Here is a 23030-nt window from a genome sequence, read left to right as displayed (position 1 = left end):
CTCCGCGGCCCTTCCGGATTCTTGCAACACGTTCTACTGTGTGCGCCACCGCACACGGGCGACGCGACCGCGAGACTCCTGGAGGGGCCGTGCACCTCGAATACACGCCTGAGCAGCAGCAGTTGCGCGCCGAGCTGCGCACGTACTTCGCCGGACTCGTCCCCGACAACGCCTACGCCAGATACGACGACCCCGCCGCCCAGAAACGCTTCTACCGCGAGACGATCCGGCGCCTCGGCACCGACGGCTGGCTCGGCGTCGGCTGGCCCACGGAATACGGCGGACGCGGCCTGTCCCCGATGGAACAGTTCATCTTCTTCGACGAGGCAGCCCAGGCGGGCGTACCGCTGCCCCTGATGGCACTCAACACCGTCGGCCCGACGATCATGCAGTTCGGCACGGACGAACAGAAGGCGTACTTCCTGCCGAAGATCCTGTCAGGCGAGATCGACTTCGCGATCGGCTACAGCGAACCCGACGCGGGCACCGACCTCGCGGCCCTCAAGACCCGCGCCGTACGCGACGGCGACACATATGTGGTCAACGGGCAGAAGATCTGGACGACCAACGGCGACACCGCCGACTGGGTCTGGCTCGCCGTCCGTACCGATCCCGACGCGCCGCCGCACAAGGGCATCACCATGCTGCTCGTCCCCACGAGCGACCCCGGATACTCCTGCACCCTGATCAACACCCTCGCCTCGCACGACACCACCGCCAGCTACTACGAGAACATCCGCGTCCCCGTCTCCCGCCGCGTCGGCGACGAGAACAAGGGATGGCGGCTCATCACCAACCAGCTCAATCATGAGCGCGTCACCCTCGCCGCCCACGGCACCATGGCCATCCGCGCCCTCCACAACGTGCAGCGCTGGGCCCTCGGCACCGAGCTCGCCGACGGGCGCCGGGTCATCGACCTCGGCTGGGTCCGCGCTCTCCTCGCCCGGACCCACACCCGGCTCGACGCCATGAAGCTCCTCAACTGGCAGATGGTCTCCGCCGTCCAGCGCTCCACCCTCACCCCGCAGGACGCCTCGGCTGTCAAGGTCTACGGCTCCGAGGCGCGCCGCGACGCCTACGCCTGGCTGATGCAGATCCTCGGCTCTGCCGGGCCGCTCAAGGAAGGCTCGGCGGGCGCCGTCCTGCACGGCGAACTCGAACGGGGATACCGGTCCGCCGTCATCTTCACCTTCGGCGGTGGCAACAACGAGATACAGCGGGAAATCATCTCGTGGATCGGCCTGGGGATGCCGCGCGTACGCCGCTGAGCGGTTGTGGTCCCAGCACGCCCAGATCCGCCGGTGGCGACTTGGCTGCCGTCGGCGGTGGTCGAGAGATTCCTCGTCCGGAGTATTTCAGCAACGCACTGATTTACCGTCTGCGGCAACCTGATGATGCCCGGTACTTGTTGGCGGTCTCAACGCCGGGCAGAGCTGGGGCAGACAGCAGGGCTGGGGTCAGCCCGGCGAGTGCTGGAGGGCGCGGGTGGTCACGAGGCGGCGTGCAGTGCAGGCAGCGGCTGGCGGAATGCTCGCGCTCCTTCCGGCCAGTTACGTGGCTCCATGGCTCTGGGCGCCGGCCGGTGGGGGCCTTCTGGATCCGGGAAAGGTGGACAAGTACGTCACGCCGCTCGTCGTCCCGCCCGCCATGCCGCAGGCCGGGGGCGGCGCCGCTGATCGCATCGACCACTACGTGATCGGCGTGCGACAGTTCCCGCAGCAGGTGCTGCCCCCCGGCCTGCCGGCGACGACCGTGTGGGGGTACGGCTCAACTCTGCATCCGCGCAGCTTCCACTACCCCGCGTTCACCGTCGAGGCCCGCTTCGGAACGCCTGCGCGGGTGAGGTGGAAAAACCAACTGCGTGATCGCAAAGGCCGTTACCTGCCGCACCTGCTGCCGGTCGACCCCACCCTGCACTGGGCGAACCCTCCGGGCGGTGCGTCGGCCCGGGACTCACGTCCCGGATTCCGCTCGACACCCGGACCGTACTCGGGCCCGGTGCCGATCGTGACGCACCTGCATGGCGGGCGGAACTCGGAGGAGAGCGATGGCTACACCGCAGCCTGGTATCTTCCCGACGCGCTTGACATTCCCGCGGGATACGCTGAAGTCGGCTCGTTCTACGAGGAGTTCAAGGACAAGTTCGAAGACCGGTTCGGCGACACCTGGGGCCGGGGGGACGCCGTATTCCAGTATGCCAATGCGGAGAGAGCCTCGACCTTCTGGTTCCACGATCACGCACTGGGGGTCACACGGCTGAATGTCTACGCCGGACTGGCGGGGTTCTACCTTCTGCGAGGCGGACCTGCAGACCTTCCCGGTGGAGTGTTGCCCGGTCCCGCACCCCGGCCCGGTGATCCGCCCGGCCGGAAGTATTACGAGATCCCTCTCGCCATCCAGGACCGCTCGTTCCACGTCGACGGCAGCCTCTTCTACCCGGCCGGGCGCACTGCCTTCGACGGATTCAGGGGCCCCTACATCCCGGGCAGCGACATCCCTCCGATCTGGAACCCCGAGTTCTTCGGCAACACGATCGTGACCAACGGGAGAACCTGGCCGGCCCTTCACGTCGAACCGCGCCGCTACCGGTTCCGGCTTCTCAACGGATGCAACTCGCGGTACCTGATCCTGAAGATCGTCACCCGCCCGCTCGCCCACAGACCCGCGGCCCCCGCCCTCCCCTTCTGGCACATCGGCAGCGAAGGAGGCTTCCTCCCCACGCCCGTACAGCGCGACCAACTGCTTATCGCTCCCGCCGAGCGCGCCGACGTGATCGTCGACTTCGCGTCATTCGCGGTCGGGACCGAGTTGTATCTCATCAACGAGGGCCCCGACAAAGCATTCCAGGGCGGGAAGGCGGGTACGGACTTCTCCCCGGCGGACCCGGCCACCACCGGGCAGGTCATGAAGCTCACGGTCGGAGCACTCACTGCACCGGACACGACCGTCCCACCCGCCCAGCTGTCGCTGCCGTCGTTCGAGCCGTTGGGGAAGGCGAGCCGCATCCGACGGCTTTCCCTCAGTGAGCAGAACTCCGCATCGCTGCCGTACATCGGCCCCCGGCAACTGCTGCTCGGAACCCTGGATCGAAACGGAGCTGCTGTGCCGATGCGCTGGGACGACCCCGTCACGGAGAATCCGGCCCTGGGTGCGACCGAGATCTGGGAGATTCACAATCTCACGAAGGATGCCCACCCGATCCATGTCCACGAGGTCCAGTTCCAGGTTCTCGACCGGCAACAGAGCGGCCGTGCCGTCCGGCCTGCCGAGCTATGGGAGAGCGGGTTCAAGGACACAGCAGTCGCTTACCCGGGTGCCGTGACGAGGCTGAAGGCGACATTCGACCGGGCGGGCCGGTATGTCTGGCACTGTCACATGCTCGAACACGAAGACAACGAAATGATGCGGCCCTACACCGTCGGATGAAGGTGGAACCTATGCCGTCAGGCAGGCCGAGTCACCGGTGTTCGGGTCCTTCCTTCTCATGGTGTGCGGAAACCACCGGGTTCGTGGAATCCGAGCGTTGCTTCCAGTTCCCCGACGCCAGGTGCGACAACGACCTGTTCGCCCTGCCCGATCCCTGCGCCTACGCGATCGAGTCCGGCACCCCGACCGTCATGCCCGCGCCGCACACCGCCGGCCTTTCGGCGCGATCGAGGAGGACCGACCTCACCGTTGAGCGAACCCGAAATGGCTGCTGGTGCCCACGCTGAGGACTCGGACACCTGTCACCCGGAGGTGGCGACGTCGCTCGGCGCGGTGTCCGTACTTCCGGCCCGGAGCAGCTGATTGCCGAGGTCGATCAGGGCCCGGCCGGCAGCGTACTCGTCGCCGATCTCGGGGACGGGTGCGTCGTGAGGGTTGCGCTGGGCGGAGGCGCGGCTCTGAAGGGTGGTGTCACCGGTGTCGAGGATGGCATGAACCTTGGTGAGATCACCTTCCTCGAAGAGGTCCAGGCGCACGCTCCACTGCTTGGTGCGTGGCTTCTCGGTGCTGGTGTGCCGGGGCATGGCCAGGTACTTCCTTCCGCTGAGAACTCCAGGCTGCCGGGGAGACGATTCATCTGGAGCGCGGTCCTTCTTACGGTTCGATCGTCAGTACCTGTTCGAGGGGGCGACGTGGCGTACGCGGTCCTGTGGGCCCGTATCCCAGGCGGACGATCATCTGCGCGTGTCCCGTGCCGAAGACGGGGTCGCGCAGGATCCATCGCAGATCCGGCCATTCGAGGGGCTGTGTCGCGAAGGAGGTGGACACCGCGTGGAGTGTGGCGGTGAGCAGGACGCGTTCCAGGGCCTGACCGGCGCGCAGCCAGTCTTCGGGACGGTCGCCCGGAGTGCTCAGCAGAGCGAGTTGGGGCCGGTTCTCGAACAGGACGCGGGCCCGGCCCGCGAAGACGGCGGTGCCCGCGAAATCGCGCACGGTCGCCCGTTCGGAGGCGTCGCGGGGGCCGAAGGCGTAGTCCGGGATTCCGTCGACGGGCGCCTCGGTGTGCGTGTCCCGGGTCCAGCGCCGTTGCTCGGCTTCGCGTGCCGGGTCCCCGCGGTCGTATCCCTCGGCGTCCCGGATCAGTTCGAGCACGGTCTCCAGATGGACAGGGGTCAGGAACGCGAAGTCCGCGCCCTCGGCGCGCGCCGCGTCGGCGAAGCGCCCGCGGATGTCCTCGGGGATCGTCTGTTCGTCGAACGGGTAGCGGCTGGTGTGCCGTTCCCGTATCGCGGGGTGGAGAGCGGCGAGGGCTTCGTCCTCGGGCTTCCGTGGGGCATCGGGGTGACTGTCGAGCCGGACGTGGGCCATTACGGTCGGGGCCGAGGGGACGGGCAGCAGTGCGGCGACCGCCTCCAGACCGCGGTGAGCAGCGGAAACCCGCAGATTCAGCAGGGCCGAGCCGCAGCCGACGTGCAGTGCTCGGGTTTCGGGGTCGGCTTCCGGCATCGCGCGGTCGAGGTCCGCCAAGAGGGTGAGCGTCCGGCTGCCGCGCCCGTAGCGGAACTGCCAGGGCTGGGCGTTGTGCATGGACGGGGCGGCGGTGGCATCGGCGACGAGGCCGTTCAGCGTTGTGTCGTCGAGTGCTTCGGTTGGCATCGTGGGTCTCCCGGGGAGGCGGGAATGATTGATGTCTTCAGCATGGAGTGGACCGTTGCCCGGTGCGTATGGGCCGTTCGTCCCTTGATCGGACCGGATGGGCTCCTCGGCGGGCGCAGTCCCTTCCCGGACCCAGCCGGATGCCACTCCTTCGCGTCGGCACTCCACGCCGACCACGCCTTCCGCGGACTGAACGAGGCGGGCGGCGGCGGGAATGAGGGCGGCGTCGCGGACACGACCGGTGAGCGCGGGCACACCCCGGGTTACTCGAGGGTGCCGCGCCGGTACTCGGCCTCGGTCGCACTTCGGAGCAGGCGCTCGCCGACAGCATCGTCGAAACTGCCGCTGAGCGCGCCCGCAGTCATCTCGGCACCCGCCTCGGCCGGGTCGCTCGCACCCTGCTTCACCGGTCCGACTGTCCCGTGGCTGTCATACCCTCTGGCGACTTGACCGTACGAGACGTGCCCGCCTCATTCGCACAGCTCTGACGCATGGTCGGGGACGTACGTCTGAAGATCCCTCGGCGGACGCTGGTATCCGGTGGCCGACGGGCGTTGAGGCAGTTCGATCGCCGGCCAAGTGACCTCTTCGTACGGCACGGTCGACAGCAGATGGGCGATCATGTTCAGTCGTGCCCGCCGCTTGTTGTCGCTCTCGACTACGTACCAGGGGGCTTCCGAGGTGTCCGTATGGACGAACATCTCGTCCTTCGCCCGCGAATAGGCCTCCCAGCGGCTGATCGATTCCAGGTCCAGCGGCGAGAGCTTCCATCGACGGGTGGGATCTTCCAGCCGACGCCGGAATCGCTGCTCCTGCACCGCGTCGCTCACCGAGAACCAGTACTTGCGCAACAGGATGCCGTCCTCCACCAGCATCCGCTCGAAGATCGGGCACTGGCGAAGGAACCGCTGGTGTTCCTCCATGGTGCAAAAACCCATGACGCGCTCGACTCCCGCGCGGTTGTACCAGCTCCGGTCGAGCAGGACCACTTCCCCTGCGGCTGGAAGATGCTCGACGTAGCGCTGGAAATACCACTGGCTGCGCTCGCGCTCAGTGGGCTGCGGCAGCGCGACGATTCGTGCGACCCGGGGATTGAGGAGCTCGGTGACGCGCTTGATCGTGCTGCCCTTGCCTGCCGCATCACGCCCCTCGAACACCACGACGAGCCGTGCACCTTCGGCCCGAACCCATTCCTGGAGCTTTACGAGCTCGGTCTGGAGCCGGTACAGCTCGTGCTCGTACACCGAGCGTGGCAGCTTTCCGGGCCCGCCCGAGTCCTTCTCGTCCGACATGGGATGACGTTACGGAGGAGACCGTGGTCGAAGTCAAGCGTCAGGGCCGCACGGGCCTCGCTGCGCAGATGCGGAACGACCCGATCGGTGAGCCAGGCCGGCGAGCGGATCGGTTTGAGCATCTCGTCGACCACTCCCGGCCGCGTGTTCCGGCCACGCATGGATCGCCTCCGCCGCGCGCGGACCGGGTTCCTCCCCGGCGCGCCCCGCCGGGTTCCGCATGCGCCCACGGAGGATCTGGGGTACTCATCGTCAAGGGAACCCGTGCCCGGGGCGTCTGCGTAGGTGCTCACCCCGTCGATCCCCTGCCGTCATCCCGCACGCCCTGGACCGGGGCACAGGGGTCACAGCAGTGCGGAAATGCGGCTTCCACATCGTCGTTCCGGCTTCTTACGAGACGGAGGCAGTCGTCATGGAGCCATGCGTCACCGTTGGCCTCGACGGGTCACCCGAGAGCCTGGCCGCTGCCCGTTGGGCCGCCGACGAAGCCGAGCGGCGCAAGCTCACGCTGCGCCTGCTGCACGCGTGGCCTCTGCTGGTGCCGGAACCGACCCGCATTCCCGCCGAGATGGATCAGAATTACTGGGCGAGGCGGATCGTGCGCAACACGCGAACGGAGCTCCAGGCACACCACCCGGGCCTCCCCGTCGTCGGCAGCCTGGTCGCCGACGACGCCGAGCACGCGCTTCTGCGAGCGGCATCGGAGTCCGAGATGATCGTGCTCGGTTCGCGGGGGCTGACGCCCCTCGAGAGCTATTTCCTCGGCGACATCAGCATGCCCGTCGTGGCACACGCCGAGCGGCCGGTGGTCCTCGTGCGAGCCAGTGCGGACAGAGACGGCTCACAGTCCACTCGAACTGCGACAGGCGGCGTGGTGGTGGCGCTCAAACTGCACGGGCCCTGCGACGACCTGCTTCAATTCGCCTTCGAGACCGCTGCTGCGCGAGGCATGCCTCTTCGGGTTGCCCACGGCCGAAGCCTGCCGGTGGACGCATACGTGCCCTGGGGCGTGGACCATGACGTGGCGGAAGGAATCGTTCAGGACGCACACAAGCTTCTCAGCCAGACCCTCCACCCCTGGCGTGACAGGTTCCCGCAGGTGGACGTCACCGACAGCACGGCACTTGTCAGCCCTGCCAAGGCTGTCGTACGGGCCGCCGAGGGTGCCGATCTGCTGGTCGTCGGCCGACGCCGGCACCGCCGCCCTCTGGCGGCACACCTCGGACCCGTGGCGCAGGCCGCCGTTCATCACGCGCGCTGTCCGGTCGCCGTCGTCCCCCACGACTGACGCGAGGAACCACACAGGGCCGACGCGTTGACACAACGGGCCGGCCACGTGGGTGAGCCGTCGATGTGCCGCTCTCTCCCGCGTGCCGAGGCACGTGAGGCCCACGCCTTGATCGTCTTGTCGTCAGCGACCGCCCCCGTACAGATCGGTACGGGCCGTTCAGCCCCCGGCAGGGCCCATATTTCCTCTCCTCAACGGTCCCGCGCCGCGCCACCCTGGAACTGTCGGCGGTCGGCCGTCAGAAAGAAGGTGATCGGCATGATGTGGTACGAGGGCCACTGGGGCTGGGGTGGATTGCTCTTCATGGCGGTGATCATGGTTGTCTTCTGGTCGCTGCTGATCGTCGGGGTCGTCGCCCTCATCAACTACCTCACCCGCACCCGCCGCAGCTACCAGCCCGGTCCGCGCCCCGGTGAGGCAGCATGGGGAAGCCGACGAGCCGAAGACCTGCTCGCAGAACGGTTCGCCCGCGGGGAAATCGACGAGGACGAGTACAAACGCCGCCTCACGGTGCTGCGTGAACAGCCGTGAACAGCGCCGCCGCACGGGTGCCACGGGCAGCACCGGACAGAGGGCCGTGACGGAGGCCAGTGGCAGGCGGGCGACGGCGTAGCCCCGGATCACGGAGCCGAGAGCGGACGGCAGAAGGCCGAGGAAGGTGGCGGAGAGCAGGGCGTCGGCGGGTGCGTGGGTGGCCGCTCGGATGGTCGCGGGCAGCAGCGGAAGGGCGAAGACGGTGCCGGTGACCATGGCGCAGGTGGCGACTGGGTCGAAAAGAGCGTCGGCGTCGGGGCAGCGCCGGGATGTGACCGAGCCGGAGCGGGGCCTGGAGCGTCAGCCCGGTCACCGCGCATCCTGTGGGTGCATACGCCCTACCTGCGTACGCGGCCGAGCAGGAGGTACGAGCAATCATGGTGGAAACCGACCCGGGGCTCTTCGGTCCTGAATCCGTCACCTGGCAGTTGCACGGCGACCCGATGATGTGGATCGCCGGGGTGCGTGCCCTCTACCTCCAGGCACTGCACCCGCGCGCCGTCCGCGGCGTCATGCAGAACTCCGATTTCCGCAAGGACGCCTGGGGGCGGCTGATGCGCACCGCAGGCTTCGTCGGCACCCTCACCTACGGCACCACCGAAGCCGCCGAGAAGGCGGGCGCCCGAGTCCGCCGGATCCACCGGCTGCTCAAGGCCACCGACCCGGCGACCGGCGAGACGTACGGCGTCGACGAACCGGACCTGCTGCTCTGGGTGCACTGCGCCGAGGTCGACTCCTACCTCCAGGTGCAGCTCCGCTCCGGCCAGAGGATCAGCGCCGTTCAGGCCGACCGTTACATCGACGAACACCGGACCAGCGCCCGCCTGGTGGGCCTCGACCCCGAGGGGGTACCCGCGACCACCGACCAGCTCGCCGCCTACTTCGACCGGGTGCGCCCCGAGCTCGCCGCAGGAGCCGAGGCGTTCGATGTCGACTCCTTCCTCCGCCGCCCGCCCGTCCCCACGCTGTTGGTACCGGCGCGCGAACTCCTCTGGCGGTGTGTCGCAGCACTTGCCTACCAGTCACTGCCCCCTTACGCCCATGAGCTCTACGGCAGGGCCGCGCCGTCCCCGCACACCGTCGACCGGCGGCTGCGCGCCGCCGGCACGGCCCTGCGCTGCATCCCTTCACGGCTGCGCTGGCAACTCCCGCCCCGCCACATTGTGAAGGCGATGGAACGACTGGGTCCCGGCAGCCGCCCCACCCCCTCCAAACTCCGTAGCCGGACAGCCATACTGGACGGGCCGGGGAGGGCGCAGCAGTAGGCGAGGCGACGGGGGCGACAGCACGCGATGGCGGACACCAGGCTGATCCAGAGCCGGTACCGGCTGCTCGATCTGATCGGGCGCGGAGGCATGGGCGAGGTGTGGCGCGCCCGCGACGAGTCGCTGGGCCGCCACGTGGCCGTCAAATGTCTCAAGCCTGTAGGGCCCCAGCACGACCAGTCGTTCACCCGGATCCTGCGCGAACGGTTCCGCCGAGAGGCACGGGTGGCCGCCGCCCTCCAGCACCGCGGTGTCACCGTCGTCCATGACTTCGGCGAGCACGAAGGCGTCCTCTACCTGGTGATGGAGCTCCTCGACGGCCGCAACCTCAGCCAGCTCCTGGAGGACAACAAGCAGCATCCGCTGCCGGTCCCGGACATCGTCGACATCGCCGAGCAGGTCGCCGACGCCCTCGGCTACACCCACCAGCAGGGCATCGTGCACCGCGACCTCAAACCTGCCAACATCATGCGGCTGGCCGACGGCACGGTGAAGATCTGCGACTTCGGCATCGCCCGGCTCGGCCACGACGTCGGCTTCACCTCCCGTCTGACCGGTACGGGCATCGCCATGGGCACCCCGCACTACATGTCGCCCGAGCAGATCAGCGGCGGCCAGGTCGACCACCGCAGCGACCTCTACTCGCTGGGCTGCGTCCTCTACGAGATCGCCACAGGGGTTCCGCCGTTCGACCTCGACGACGCCTGGGCCGTCCTCGTCGGACACCGCGACACCCAGCCGGAACCGCTCCGTACCCACCGCGCCGAACTCCCCGGCTTCTTCGACCGCGTCGTCCTGGAGCTGCTGGCGAAGACCCCGGAGGAGCGGCCCGCCGACGCGGGCGACCTGCGGCAGCGGATCGCCGTCGGACGCACCGGTGAACAGCAGCATCTTCCGTCGTCCGGACCCCCACGGCCGGCGGGGCGTGTCCGGCTCGCCCCGCCGGTCCCCGTCGTACGTCCGGGACAGCTGCCGCCCGACGGCGAACCCCGGCTGCCGTCCTGGACCCGGGGCATGACCACCGGACACAAGGCGTCCGGCGCCATGCAGCTCGGTCTCGCCCCGCCCGACCACTCCGCGGGCCTGACCGGCGAGTGGACCACCGGCGCCGACCTGAGGGCCCTGACCGGGGGGCTGCTGCCCGCCCGGCCCGAGCGGCCCACTCCCTCCCCGGAGCTGCTCTCCACCCTCGCCAACCGGCACAGCGCGGGTCTCAACCTGGGACGGCTCGGTCACTGGGAGGAGGCCGGTGAGGTGCACCGCGCGGTCGCCGCCGAACGCGAGCACGCCCTCGGCCCCGACCACCCCGACACCCTCTCCAGCCGGTACGAGGTGGGGTTCACCCTCAGCCGCACCGGGCGCGCCGCCGACGCGCTGCGTGAATTCGGGCGCGTCGCCGAGGGCCGCGAACGCATTCTCGGCCCCGACCACCCGGATACCCTCGCCGCCCGGCAGGAAATGGCATACGTCCTCGGCCAGCTCGGCCGCCACTTCGAGGCCCACCAGGTGTACGCAGTGGTGCTCGCCTCCCGGGAACGGACGATGGGCCCCGACCATCCCGATACCCTCCGCTGCCGCCACAACCTCGCGTTCAACCTCAGCAGGCTCGGGCGCCTGGAGGACTCGTACCGGATGGCCCGCGACGTGGCGCACGCCCGCGCCCGGTTGCTCGGTGCGAGCCACCCCGACACCCTGGTCACCCTCTATGAAGTCGCCTACACCCTGGGCCGGCTGGGGCGCTGGACGGATGCCCTGCAGACCTACCGGGAAGTCACTCAGGGCCGCGCGCGAACCCTTGGCGCCGACCACCCCGACACGCTTTCGGCCCGCTACGAGGTCGGCATCAGTCTCGGCAGACTCGGCCGCAGCGCGGAAGCCCTGAAGCTCTACCGTGCGCTCGTCGCCGACCGGACCCGGGTGAACGGCCCCGCCGACCCCGAGACGCTCCGGGCCCGCCACGGCCTCGGCGTCAATCTGGGGCGGCTGGCCCGCTGGGAGGAAGCCCTCACCGAAGCACGCGACGTGTGCGCGATCCGGGAACGGGTCCTGGGCCCCGACCACCCCGACACCCTCATCAGTCGCCGCGAGGTCGCCGTCGGCCTCGGCTGGCTCGGCCGCTGGGCCGAAGCCCTCACCGTCTACCGGACGGTTGCGGAGGCTCGCGAACGCGTTCTCGGAGCCGATCACCCCGACGCGCTCGCCAGCCGCAACGACGAGGCGCACTGCCTCGAACAGCTCGGCCGGGGCACCGAGGCGGTCGAGCTGTACCGCAGGGTCGCGGCGCTGCGCCAGCAGCGGGGCGTGCCCCCGCACTGACCGGGAAATCCCGGGCCACCGCCTCTAGGGCCTGTTCTGAGTTCCCCGCCTGCGCCCCGACGCCCGGCACGCACGCTCGCCGCACGGCCCCGCAGGACAGGTGGCTCCGCCACATGACCTGCGACACCGCACGCCGATCGCACGCACCGACCGCCGCTGCGCCCGCGCTTCGCGCGGGCGACGTGGAACTCAGAACAGGCCCTAGCCGACGGCGATCATCCTGTGTTACCAAGGGCCATGCCCGCACCCGACACCTATGACGCAGTGATCGTGGGCGGCGGCCACAACGGTCTGGTCGCCGCCGCCTACCTCGCCCGCGCCGGACAGTCCGTCCTGGTCCTCGAACGCCTGGGCACCACCGGGGGAGCGGCCGTCTCGACCCGTCCCTTCGACGGGATCGATGCACGGCTGTCGCGCTACTCCTATCTGGTGTCCCTGCTGCCACAGAAGATCGTCCGCGATCTCGGGCTGGACTTCGCCGTACGGAAGCGGACCGTCTCCTCGTACACCCCGACCGTCCGTGGCGGGCGAGCCACCGGACTGCTCGTCGGCGGGGACCGCACCCGCGAGTCCTTCGCCGCCCTCACCGGTGGGGAGCGCGAGTACGAGGCCTGGCAGCGCTTCTACGGCATGACGCAGCAGGTCGCCGAGAGGGTCTTCCCGACCCTCACCGAACCGCTGCCCACCCGGGATGCGCTCCGCGACCGGATCGGAGACGCGGACGCCTGGCGCATGCTCTTCGAGGAGCCGATCGGTGCGGCCGTCGAGCAGAACTTCACCGACGATCTCGTGCGCGGCGTCGTGCTCACCGACGCACTGATCGGTACCTTCGCCGACGCGCACGACCCGTCGCTGCTCCAGAACCGCTGCTTCCTCTACCACGTGATCGGCGGCGGTACGGGCGACTGGGACGTTCCCCTCGGCGGCATGGGCGCGCTCACCGACGCCCTCGCGCAGGCTGCCCGGACGGCGGGGGCCGAGATCCGGGTCCACCACGAGGCGACCCGGATCGAGACCGATGGAACACGGGCCGAGGTCACCGTCGGCTCACCCGAAGGCGAGCGGACGGTCGCCGCCCGCCGGGTCCTCGTGAACGCCTCACCGCAGGCCCTGGCCACACTTCTCGGCGACGAACCGCCGGCTCCTGCCGAGGGCGCTCAGCTGAAGGTGAACATGCTGCTGCGCCGACTGCCCCGGCTGCGCGACCGCTCCGTCGACCCTCGCCAGGCGTTCGCCGGAACGTTCCACATCGCGGAGGGGTACGGGCAGTTGGCCGATGCCTACCGGGACGCGGCTGCGGGCCGGCTGCCCACGGCACCGCCGTCGGAGATCTACTGCCACTCGCTGACCGACCCGTCGATCCTCGGCCACGACCTCGCCGCCCTGGGCTACCAGACCCTCACCCTCTTCGGTCTGCACACGCCCGCCCGGCTCTTCGCCGCGGACAACGAGGCGACGCGCGCCGCCCTCCTCAAGGCCACGCTCGCCGAACTCGACGCTCATCTCGACGAGCCGATCGCCGACTGTCTGGCCGTCGACGGCAACGGCGAACCGTGCATCGAGGCGAAGACCCCACTCGACCTCGAACGGGATCTGCGGCTGCCCGGCGGCCATATCTTCCACCGGGACCTCGCCTTTCCGTTCGCCACGGAGTCCACCGGCCGGTGGGGCGTCGAGACGGCGCACGCCAACATCCTGCTGTGCGGGGCGGGCGCGGTGCGCGGCGGTGGGGTCAGCGGGGTCCCCGGACACAACGCCGCGATGGCGGCGCTGGGCCGGTGACCCGTTCCCGTACCTACGGACCGAGGACGCCGCCCAGTGCGCCGAGTTCGCGCGGCAGCTCGTATGACGCGCCGCCCTCGTGCCCGTCATACGGGACGAACTCGGATCGTCGACCACGCCCGGGTGGTGCGTACGTAGGTGGGTTCGGTCATGGCCGAGGAGCGTAGTGGCTCGGTAGCGGTCCCACATCTGGGTCCGACCGGACCCCGCTCAGTCCCGCGCGCGCCTATCTGGGGCTGACCGGGATGACCCTGCTGAACCCCACCACCGTCGTCTACTTCACGGCGCTGGTGCTGGGCAGCCGGGCGACCGCCGCCGCCCCGGACCGGCTGGAACAGTCTGTGTTCGTCCTCGCAGCCTTCGCCGCATCCGCCGGCTGGCAGTTGCTGCTGGCCTGCGGGGGAGTGCTGCTCGGTCGCGTACTCACCGGCGGCCGGGGGCGGCTCGTCACCGCCCTGGCGTCCTCCGCGCTGATCACCGCGCTCGCCGTCCATCTGCTCGTACCGGCATCCTGACGCGCAACCAACCCGTCGGACCAGCGGCTGCCGGCCGGTCCGAACCGGCCGGCAGCCGTTCTCAGTCCGCGGACACCGTCCACCCGTTCGCCTCGATGCGCCCGGCGTCGCCCGACCTGCCGTCGTGGAAGACGGTCCGGCCGTCGTCCTCGACCCGGATGCCGTCCACGTACACCCCGCGCCCGACGTACAGCCGATCGGTGCTGTACCGCCACCGCAGCCGCACCTCCTTGCCCCGCCAGGCGGCCAGGTCCGCGTCGAGACGGTGCCAGACCCGGCCCGACCAGCCGGAGACGGAGCCCCCCGGATGCGGTTCCGGCTCCGCCCGGTGGGATCCGGACGCCGTCGGTACGGTGGTGAAGGGCACCGGCTGCCAGGTCGTTCCGGCGTCCGACGAGGCCTCCAGGAAGAGGAAGTCGGAGCCCGGTTCGGTGTCCCACCACACCGCGCAGCTCAGCGCGGCACGCGCGGACGCCGGACGCAGAGCGGGCAGCGTGAGCGTGGCGGAGGCGGCGCTCGCCATGCCCGAGAACCAGGCGGTACGGCCCCGGGCGGGGCGCACCGCCACCGCCCGCGCCATCTGGTTCGCGGTGGCGACCCGAGGTGCGCTTCCGGAGCGCCATGTACGCACCGGATGAACGGAGTTGCCGAGCACGATCAGGAACGAGTCGGTCGTCGGATCGAGGACCAGGCTCGTCCCGGTGAAGCCGGTATGGCCCGCTGTGCTCGGGGTGGCCATCGCCCCCATGTACCAGTGCTGGTAGAGCTCGAAGCCGAGCCCGTGCTCATCTCCGGGGAACGCGGTATTGAAGTCGGTGAACAGGAGATCCACCGACTCCTCGGAGAGGATCCTCGCGCGTCCGTAGACGCCGCCGTTGAGCAGCGTACGGGCGAGGACCGCGAGGTCCCAGGCGCAGGAGAACACTCCGGCGTGGCCCGCCACCCCGTCCAGGCTGTACGCGTTCTCGTCGTGCACCTCGCCCCAGACCAGCCCGCGGTCCAGGCCGGACCAGGGCAGCCGGGCGTCCTCGGTGGCCGCGATCTTCGGCTTCCAGGCGGCGGGCGGGTTGTAACGAGTGCGGTGCATCCCGAGCGGCGCGGTGATCTCCTCGCGGAGCAGCACATCCTGGGTGCGTCCGGTGATCTTCTCCAGGACCAGCTGCAGCGAGATGAGATTGAGGTCGGAGTAGAGATACACCGTGCCAGGCGGATTGGCCGGTACCTCGTTCCACAGCAGCCGCAGCTTCCCCTCCCGGGTCGGCTCCTTGTAGAGCGGGATCCAGGCACGGAATCCCGAGGTGTGCGTGAGCAGCTGACGGATCGTGACGTCCTGCTTGCCGCCTCCCGCGAAGTCGGGCAGATACGAGGCGACCTTCGCCTCCAGTTCCAGTGCCCCGCGCTCGATCTGCTGCACGGCCAGGATCGAAGTGAACAGCTTCGACACCGACGCCAGGTCGAAGACCGTGTCCTCGGCCATCGCGATCTGCTGGTCCGCCGGGAACTCCACCCCGGTGTCGGTCTTCTCGTCGTAGGCCGCGTACCGCACCGCCTTGCCGATCGGCCGGTGCAGCGCCACCGTGCCACCGCGCCCGGCGAGCAGCACCGCGCCTGCGTACCACGGGTGTTTGGGGGATGCGGAGAGGAACTGTTCCGCCTCTGCGACCAGTTGGTCCAGCGGTCCCTGCAGCAGTCCGGCGCGGGCGGCGGAACCGCGCCGCAGCGTCGGGCGCCCGTCGGCAGCCGCATCCGCAGCGTCCACGGCGCTTGCTCCCGACGTTCCCGCCCCCGATTCCATGGCTGATGCCGTCTCCGCGAAGGGAATCGGTGCCAGGGCAAGCGCTCCGCCCAGTGCGAGCATCCCACCGCTCAGCCTGCGTCGGCTGATCCCTCTGCCGGTCGCGTCCTCGGTCATCCGGAACCCCTTCCTACCGGTTGAAAGTAACTTTCTTCATTCAGTCCTACGGTGAAACTTCCTGCCGCCGCAGAGATTACTGTCACCCCTGCCGTCCCGGAGGCCCCCGGTGCCACAAAGAATCTGACACTGCATCAGAAAATCTCTTCCTTCGGATGTCCGACTGCGGCATCCTGCCGCTCATGGAGACGGAGCTGAGCAAGAAACTGGGAGTGGCGCACGCCATCTTCGGCTTCACGCCCTTCCCGGCGGTGGCCGCGGCGATCACCCGGGCCGGCGGATTCGGCGTACTCGGCGCGGTCCGCTACACGGCCCCCGACGACTTGGCACGTGACCTCGACTGGATGCAGGAGCACACCGACGGCAAGCCGTACGGCCTCGACGTCGTCATGCCCGCGAAGAAGGTGGAACGGGTGACGGAGGCCGATGTGGAGGCGATGATCCCGGCCGGACACCGCCAGTTCGTCCAGGACACCCTCGCCAAGTACGGCGTCCCCGAACTCGCCGAGGGCGAGGCATCCGGCTGGCGCATCACCGGGTGGATGGAGGAGGTCGCCCGCAACCAGCTCGACGTCGCCTTCGACTACCCCATCAGGCTCCTCGCCAACGCCCTCGGCTCGCCCCCCGCGGACGTCGTGCAACGTGCCCACGACCGGAACGTCCTCGTGGCCGCCCTCGCCGGAAGCGCCACACACGCCCGGCACCACGCCGACGCGGGCATCGACATCGTCGTCGCACAGGGATACGAAGCGGGCGGTCACACCGGAGAGATCGCCTCCATGGTCCTCGTCCCCGACGTCGTCGACGCCGTGGGACCTCTTCCCGTCCTCGCCGCCGGAGGCATCGGCAGCGGACAGCAGATTGCTGCCGGGCTCGCACTCGGCGCCCAGGGTGTCTGGCTCGGCTCGCTCTGGCTGACCACCGAGGAGGCCGACCTCCACTCCCGCGCACTGACCCGCAAGCTCCTTGCCGCGGGCTCCGGCGACACCGTCCGTTCGCGCGCCCTCACCGGCAAACCCGCACGCCAGCTCCGTACCGAATGGACCGATGCCTGGGACGACCCGTCCGGCCCCGGCCCCTTGCCCATGCCGCTCCAGGGACTGCTGGTCGCCGAGGCCGTCTCCCGTATCCAGAAGTACGAGACCGGCGCACTGCTGGGCACCCCCGTCGGCCAGATCGTCGGAAGGATGAACACCGAACGCAGCGTGCAGGCCGTCTTCGACGACCTGACCCGCGGCTTCGAACGCGCCGTGGACCGGATCAACCGCATCGCCGGACGGAGCGCCGCATGAACGAGCCGCCCAACGGCTTCTGGGCCCAGGCCACCGACGACCCCGACCGTACGATCCTCGTCGCCCCCGACGGCGAGACCTGGACCGCGGGCCGGCTGCACGCCGCGGCCAACCGCCTGGTCCACGGGCTGCGCGCGGCCGGGCTCCGGCAGGGCGACGCGTTCGCCGTGGTCCTCCCCAACGGCGTCGAATTCTTCACCGCGTACCTCGCCGCCTCCCAGGCAGGGTTCTATCTCGTCCCCGTCAACCACCACCTCGTCGGCACCGAGATCGCCTGGATCGTCTCCGACTCCGGCGCAAAGGTGCTGATCGCGCACGAGCGGTTCACCGACGCGGCGACCTCCGCCGCCGACGAGGCGGAACTGCCCGTGAGCCACCGCTACGCCGTCGGCGCGGTCGACGGCTTCCGCCCCTACGCGGAACTGCTCGCCGGGCAGTCCGACGCGCCGCCCGAGGACCGTAGCCTCGGCTGGGTCATGAACTACACCTCGGGCACCACAGGACGCCCGCGCGGCATTCGCCGCCCGCTCTCCGGCAAGCTCCCCGAGGAGAGCCATCTCGGCGGGTTCCTCGGCATCTTCGGCATCAGGCCGTTCGACGACAACGTTCATCTGGTCTGCTCACCGCTCTACCACACCGCCGTGCTCCAGTTCGCGGGCGCCGCCCTCCACATCGGGCACCGCCTCGTCCTGATGGACAAGTGGGCGCCGCAGGAGATGCTGCGGGTCATCGACGCGCACCGCTGCACCCACACGCACATGGTTCCCACCCAGTTCCGCCGCCTCCTCGCCCTGCCCGACGAGGTGAAGGAGCGGTACGACGTCACCTCGATGCGGCATGCCATTCATGGCGCGGCCCCCTGCCCCGACCACGTCAAACGCGCCATGATCGACTGGTGGGGCCGGTGCGTCGAGGAGTACTACGCGGCCAGCGAGGGAGGCGGCGCGTTCGCGACCGCCGAGGACTGGCTGAAGAAGCCCGGCACGGTCGGGAAGGCCTGGCCGATCAGTGAACTCGCCGTATTCGACGATGACGGCAACCGCCTCCCGCCGGGCGAGCTTGGCACCGTCTACATGAAGATGAGCACCGGCGGCTTCAGCTACCACAAGGACCGGACCAAGACGGAGAAGAGCCGCATCGGGGACTTCTTCACCGTCGGCGATCTGGGCGTCCTCGACGAGGACGGCTATCTCTTCCTCCGCGACCGCAAGATCGACATGATCATCTCGGGAGGGGTGAACATCTACCCCGCCGAGATCGAGGCCGCGCTCCTCAGCCACCCCGCGGTCGCCGATGCCGCCGTCTTCGGTATCCCGCACGCCGACTGGGGCGAGGAGGTCAAGGCGGTCGTCGAACCGGCCGAAGGACACCCCCCGGGCGACGGGCTGGCCGCCGAGATCCTCACCCACTGCGCCGAGCGGCTGGCCGGGTACAAACGCCCCAAGAGTGTCGACTTCATCGCCGCGATGCCGCGCGACCCCAACGGCAAGCTGTACAAGCGGCGACTGCGCGACCCGTACTGGGAGGGACACCACAGGGCCCTCTGAACGTCGGTGGCCCCGCACCGTCCGCCGAGCGAGCCCCGGCCACCTCTGGCAGCGTGTGGCTCATGAACACGAGCGCGACGGTCCGGTCCCTGGCTACCCAGTGGACGGTGGTCGTGCCGATCGTCGCGGCGGTAGCGCTGGTGCTGAGCTGGGGGCGGGTGCTTCCGGCCTTCGCCGTCGGTGTCGTCGCGCTCTGTCTCGCGGGCGCCGTGCTCGCCGCTGTCCACCATGCCGAGGTGATCGCCCACCGGGTCGGCGAACCGTTCGGCTCGCTCGTCCTGGCTGTCGCCGTGACCGTCATCGAGGTGGCCCTGATCGTCACCCTGATGGCGGACGGCGGCCCGAAGACGTCCGCGCTCGCCCGCGACACCGTCTTCGCCGCCGTGATGATCACCTGCAACGGCATCGTCGGGCTGTCCCTGCTGGTGGGCGCGGTCCGTTCACGGGTCGCCGTCTTCAATGCCGAAGGTTCCGGCGCCGCCCTCGCCACCGTCGCGACCCTCGCCACCCTCAGTCTGGTGCTGCCGACCTTCACCATCGGCAGACCGGGCCCCGAGTTCTCCACCGCGCAGCTCATCTTCGCCGCCGTCGCGTCCCTCTGCCTGTACGGGCTGTTCGTCGCCGTACAGACCGTCCGGCACCGCGATTACTTCCTGCCGCTCACCCAGGACGGCCGGCTCAAGGAGGAAGACCAGCACGCGGCGCTGCCCGGCCGGGGCGCCACCGCGCTCAGCGTCGCCATGCTGCTGATCGCGCTGGTCGCCGTCGTCGGCGACGCCAAGTCCGTCTCGCCGACGATCGAGTCCGGCGTGGAGGCCGCCGGGCTGCCGCAGGCGGTCGTCGGTGTCATCATCGCCCTGCTGGTGCTGCTGCCCGAGACCCTTGCCGCGGTCCGGGCCGCCCACCGCGAACGCGTGCAGACCAGCCTCAACCTCGCCCTTGGGTCGGCCATGGCCAGCATCGGGCTGACCATCCCGGCCATCGCCCTGGCCTCCATCTGGCTGCCCGGACCGCTCCAGCTCGGACTCAGCGCCACCCATATGGTGCTGCTCGCGCTGACCGTGGTGGTCGGCACGCTGACCGTCGTACCGGGACGGGCCACGTTGCTCCAGGGCGGCGTCCACCTGGCGATCTTCGCAGCGTTCGTCGTCCTCGCGATCAGCCCCTGACCGCACGCAAGGGCCGGCCCCTGATCGTCGGCAGGGATGGGCCCTGACCGCCCGGAAACGGTCAGGGGCCGAATTGCCTCCGGAGCGTGCTACCGGTGCTCGCGCACCCGTACCACCCGCAGCGCCGGGGAGCGCGCGATGTCCTTCTCGCAGAACCGGGATGTCACCCAGCGCTCGCTCGAGTAGAGCTCAGTCTGGTCGCTGTAGTGCGGTGAGTTGGGGTTCGAGGACTGGGAGTACGTGAGCAGGGTGCGGGCCACCGGGCACGAGGAGCCGTCCCAGCCGACTGCCTGGATGTAGCTGGAGCCGGCCGAGACCTCCGTCGCTCCGGCTTGCCGTCCACCAGATACACGGTCGGATCGGCCGGATCGAGGGTCAGCTGATGCAGATTGAGGGTGACACCCGTGGCGACGGTGTGGCTCCAGGCGATGTTCGCGTTGTGCCCGATCGACACGGTCGCCGAGCCGAGCAGCGAACCGCCCGCCACGTTCAGCTCCCCGGGGATGGTCTGCTGCGACTGCCAGAACCGCCGCCCGCCCTGCCACGGGTAGTGCGGATTGCCGAGCAATAGCCCTCGCCCGTTCGCCGTCGTACTGCCCCGGAACGCGACCGCGTTGGAGCCCATGTCGGCGTTCTGCGTGGACAGTAGCCGCTGCGCCGCCTTCGCCGCCTCACCTGGCGGAACACCGGGCGACGCCGGTGTGCCCGTGGGCGGATGCGCCGCCGTGATGCCGTCGGTCCCCCGGCCCTGACCGCCCAGCACGGAGAGCGCGAAGGCGCGGGTCGCGACATCCAGCATCGTCACCGGCCGCACCCAGTCGGCGCCCCGGCAGGCCGGATCGCTGATCCGGTTCTGTTTCAGCCAGGCCTTGTAGCCGGCCGCCCAGCCGCGCTCCAGCTCCTTCACGTCATGGCTCAGACCGGCCGGGGCGGGCACTGCCAGCAGTTTCTCCACGGTGCCGCTGTCCTGAACCCCACGGAAGTAGAGATCGCTGGAGAGATTGTTCGTCGCGGAGGACAGTGAACCGTCCGGAGCCGCGTCCGGACCGAAGTACCGCGACCGCTCGCCGCGCAGCGTCACGAAGCCGTCGGCGAGCGTGCACACCTGGTCGGCGGCCTGCGCCCAGCCGTTGCCGAACCCGAGAGCCGCGTAGTCCTTCGCCACGATGTGCGGGATGCCGTACTCGGTGTAGCGGATCACGGCGGACAGCCCGCCGCCCGACGGATGCCGGGTGTGCGAGGCGCCGGCCATGGCCGGAGGCAGGGACGCCGAGACGGTGAACAGTGCGAGACCGGACACCGCGAGGAGTCTCAGACGGTTACGGAGGGACAAGGGTCCTCTCAACTGTGCGGGTGAGAAAGGCGGTTGCTCGGATGCGCCGAGACACCAAGCGCAACTCAGCCAGCACGTCCGCAGCCCTGTCAACAACTCGGCAGTAACAGAACCCTTGACCACCCGGTCCCGGCCGCCCAGGATCACGCCATGACAGGTGTTCGCAGCTCCACAGTCGATGGCGTCGTGACCCGCAGCGCACGGCGCACCCCCGAGCGCACCGCCGTGCGGTACGCCGACCGGTCCTGGACCTACCGGACGCTGGACACGGCGGTCAGCACAGCGGCGGCCGTCCTCCTCGCCGACCACGGCCTGCACCCCGGCGACCGGGTCGCCTCCTACGCACACAACTCCGACGCGTACCTGATCGCGTACCTCGCCTGCGCCCGCGCCGGGCTGGTCCACGTGCCGGTCAACCAGAACCTCACCGGCGACGACCTGACCTACATCCTGCAGCAGTCGGGCAGCGCCCTCGTCCTCACCGACCCGGCACTCAGCGACCGCCTCCCGGCCGGATTCGCCGTACGGCCGCTGCGCGACGCACCGGACTCCCTGCTCGGCGCGCTCGCCACCCCGCGCCCCTTCACCCCAGAGCGCGAACCCGCGGCCGGTGACCTCGTGCAACTGCTGTACACCTCGGGTACCACCGCGCTCCCCAAGGGCGCGATGATGACGCACGGCGCCCTCGTCCACGAATACATCAGTGCGATCACCGCCCTCGATCTGCGCCCCACCGACCGGCCCGCCCACTCGCTGCCGCTCTACCACTCCGCGCAGATGCATGTGTTCCTGCTGCCCTACCTCGCGGTCGGGGCGGAGAACACCATCCTCGACGCGCCTGAAGCGGGCCGGATATTCGACCTCGTCGAGGCCGGGCAGGCGGACAGCCTGTTCGCCCCGCCCACCGTCTGGATCGGGCTCGCCAACCACCCGGAGTTCGCGGCCCGCGAGCTCGGCGGGCTGCGCAAGGCGTACTACGGCGCGTCGATCATGCCGGTCCCGGTGCTGGAACGGCTCCGCGAGCGGTTGCCCGCGCTGGCCTTCTACAACTGCTTCGGACAGAGCGAGATCGGCCCGCTCGCCACCGTTCTCGGGCCGGATGAGCACGAGGGCCGGATGGACTCCTGCGGCCGGCCGGTGCTCTTTGTCGAAGCACGGGTTGTCGACGAGCACGGCAAGGAGGTCCCCGACGGCACGGCGGGCGAAGTCGTCTACCGGTCACCGCAACTGTGCGAGGGCTACTGGAACAAGCCCGAGGAGACCGCCGAGGCATTCCGCGACGGCTGGTTCCACTCCGGCGACCTCGCCGTCCGTGACCCGGAGGGCTTCTTCACGGTCGTCGACCGGGTGAAGGACGTCATCAACTCCGGCGGTGTCCTGGTCGCCTCCCGCCAGGTCGAGGACGCCCTCTACACCCACCCCGCCGTCGCCGAGACAGCCGTCGTGGGGCTGCCCGACGAACGCTGGATCGAGGCCGTCACCGCCGTCGTCGTCCTACGGGAGGACGCCACCGAGCAGCAACTTCTCGACCATGTACGGGAACGGCTCGCGCACTTCAAGGCCCCGAAGAAGATCCTCTTCGTGGACGAGCTCCCCCGCAACGCGAGCGGAAAGGTCCTCAAGCGCGAGCTCAGGGACCGGTTTGCGCAGCCGTGACCCCTGTGGGCCTTTCTTTCGGATCATGCCGGGCTGATCCGAAGGAA

At 69.7% G+C, this 23030-nt stretch carries 17 protein-coding genes and 2 pseudogenes; 12 read left to right on the top strand and 7 right to left on the bottom strand.

What is annotated here, in order from left to right; all coding sequences use genetic code 11:
* The first annotated feature begins 89 nt into the window (after positions 1-89).
* Complete coding sequence (locus ACIBB8_RS26730) at positions 90-1268, top strand: acyl-CoA dehydrogenase family protein (RefSeq protein ID WP_398956248.1); 1179 nt, start codon at positions 90-92, stop codon at positions 1266-1268.
* Positions 1269-1608: 340 nt separating this feature from the next.
* Positions 1609-3426: a multicopper oxidase family protein gene (locus ACIBB8_RS26725; RefSeq protein WP_398956246.1), complete on the top strand. Its 1818-nt coding sequence runs from the start codon at positions 1609-1611 to the stop codon at positions 3424-3426.
* 302 nt (positions 3427-3728) lie between these two features.
* On the opposite strand, the gene ACIBB8_RS26720 is transcribed toward ACIBB8_RS26725, so the two are convergent.
* From ACIBB8_RS26720 to ppk2, 4 genes are all read right to left on the bottom strand, one after another.
* Positions 3729-4010 carry a dsRBD fold-containing protein gene (locus ACIBB8_RS26720; protein ID WP_398956244.1) on the bottom strand — a complete coding sequence of 94 codons (282 nt, stop codon included), beginning with the start codon at positions 4008-4010 and terminating at the stop codon, positions 3729-3731.
* A 70-nt stretch (positions 4011-4080) separates the two neighbouring features.
* On the bottom strand, positions 4081-5082 hold the full coding sequence (locus ACIBB8_RS26715) for an Acg family FMN-binding oxidoreductase (protein ID WP_398956242.1): 1002 nt from the start codon (positions 5080-5082) through the stop codon (positions 4081-4083).
* Between the two features lie 263 nt (positions 5083-5345).
* Positions 5346-5489 (bottom strand): hypothetical protein, encoded by a 144-nt coding sequence (locus ACIBB8_RS26710; RefSeq protein ID WP_398956240.1) that lies wholly within the window; start codon positions 5487-5489, stop codon positions 5346-5348.
* Positions 5490-5552: 63 nt separating this feature from the next.
* Entirely contained in the window at positions 5553-6374 is an 822-nt protein-coding gene (gene ppk2, locus ACIBB8_RS26705) for a polyphosphate kinase 2 (protein WP_398956238.1), read from the bottom strand.
* Between the two features lie 412 nt (positions 6375-6786).
* On the opposite strand from ppk2, the gene ACIBB8_RS26700 reads away from it, so the two are divergent.
* The 6 genes and pseudogenes from ACIBB8_RS26700 to ACIBB8_RS26675 form a co-directional block, all read left to right on the top strand.
* Complete coding sequence (locus ACIBB8_RS26700) at positions 6787-7662, top strand: universal stress protein (protein WP_398956236.1); 876 nt, start codon at positions 6787-6789, stop codon at positions 7660-7662.
* A gap of 258 nt (positions 7663-7920) precedes the next feature.
* Positions 7921-8193: an SHOCT domain-containing protein gene (locus ACIBB8_RS26695; RefSeq protein ID WP_398956234.1), complete on the top strand. Its 273-nt coding sequence runs from the start codon at positions 7921-7923 to the stop codon at positions 8191-8193.
* Between the two features lie 380 nt (positions 8194-8573).
* Positions 8574-9461 (top strand): oxygenase MpaB family protein, encoded by an 888-nt coding sequence (locus tag ACIBB8_RS26690; protein WP_398956232.1) that lies wholly within the window; start codon positions 8574-8576, stop codon positions 9459-9461.
* Positions 9462-9488: 27 nt separating this feature from the next.
* A complete protein-coding gene (locus ACIBB8_RS26685) occupies positions 9489-11777 on the top strand; it encodes a tetratricopeptide repeat protein (protein ID WP_398956230.1) in 2289 nt (762 codons plus the stop codon).
* A gap of 237 nt (positions 11778-12014) precedes the next feature.
* Positions 12015-13559, top strand: a complete 1545-nt coding sequence (locus ACIBB8_RS26680) for a phytoene desaturase family protein (RefSeq protein ID WP_398956228.1) — start codon at positions 12015-12017, stop codon at positions 13557-13559.
* A 200-nt stretch (positions 13560-13759) separates the two neighbouring features.
* Positions 13760-14074, top strand: a pseudogene (locus ACIBB8_RS26675) (lysine transporter LysE); the annotation flags it as partial.
* A 61-nt stretch (positions 14075-14135) separates the two neighbouring features.
* On the opposite strand, the gene ACIBB8_RS26670 reads toward ACIBB8_RS26675, so the two are convergent.
* Positions 14136-15986 carry a serine hydrolase gene (locus ACIBB8_RS26670; RefSeq protein WP_398956226.1) on the bottom strand — a complete coding sequence of 617 codons (1851 nt, stop codon included), beginning with the start codon at positions 15984-15986 and terminating at the stop codon, positions 14136-14138.
* Between the two features lie 182 nt (positions 15987-16168).
* On the opposite strand from ACIBB8_RS26670, the gene ACIBB8_RS26665 reads away from it, so the two are divergent.
* From ACIBB8_RS26665 to ACIBB8_RS26655, 3 genes are all read left to right on the top strand, one after another.
* Positions 16169-17278, top strand: a complete 1110-nt coding sequence (locus tag ACIBB8_RS26665) for an NAD(P)H-dependent flavin oxidoreductase (RefSeq protein WP_398956224.1) — start codon at positions 16169-16171, stop codon at positions 17276-17278.
* Positions 17275-18825, top strand: coding sequence for an acyl-CoA synthetase (locus ACIBB8_RS26660; RefSeq protein ID WP_398956222.1), 1551 nt, complete (start codon positions 17275-17277; stop codon positions 18823-18825). Before ACIBB8_RS26665 ends, ACIBB8_RS26660 begins: the two co-directional genes overlap by 4 nt.
* 62 nt (positions 18826-18887) lie before the next feature.
* Positions 18888-19994 (top strand): calcium:proton antiporter, encoded by a 1107-nt coding sequence (locus ACIBB8_RS26655; protein WP_398956220.1) that lies wholly within the window; start codon positions 18888-18890, stop codon positions 19992-19994.
* 89 nt (positions 19995-20083) lie between these two features.
* Here the strand turns inward: ACIBB8_RS26655 and ACIBB8_RS26650 are convergent, their stop codons facing one another.
* Both ACIBB8_RS26650 and ACIBB8_RS26645 read right to left on the bottom strand, forming a co-directional pair.
* On the bottom strand, positions 20084-20419 hold the full coding sequence (locus tag ACIBB8_RS26650; protein WP_398956276.1) for a penicillin acylase family protein: 336 nt from the start codon (positions 20417-20419) through the stop codon (positions 20084-20086).
* A pseudogene (locus ACIBB8_RS26645) lies at positions 20313-21327 on the bottom strand (penicillin acylase family protein); the annotation flags it as partial. The pseudogene ACIBB8_RS26645 and the gene ACIBB8_RS26650, both read right to left, overlap by 107 nt.
* A 150-nt stretch (positions 21328-21477) precedes the next feature.
* On the opposite strand from ACIBB8_RS26645, the gene ACIBB8_RS26640 reads away from it, so the two are divergent.
* The gene (locus ACIBB8_RS26640; protein WP_398956218.1) at positions 21478-22983 is read left to right on the top strand and encodes an acyl-CoA synthetase; all 1506 of its coding nucleotides are present in this window, start codon (positions 21478-21480) and stop codon (positions 22981-22983) included.
* The last annotated feature ends 47 nt before the right edge of the window (positions 22984-23030 follow it).

Source organism: Streptomyces sp. NPDC051286, assembly GCF_044455345.1.
GTDB lineage: Bacteria > Actinomycetota > Actinomycetes > Streptomycetales > Streptomycetaceae > Streptomyces.
This window is presented reverse-complemented; position numbering and strand designations above follow the sequence as displayed.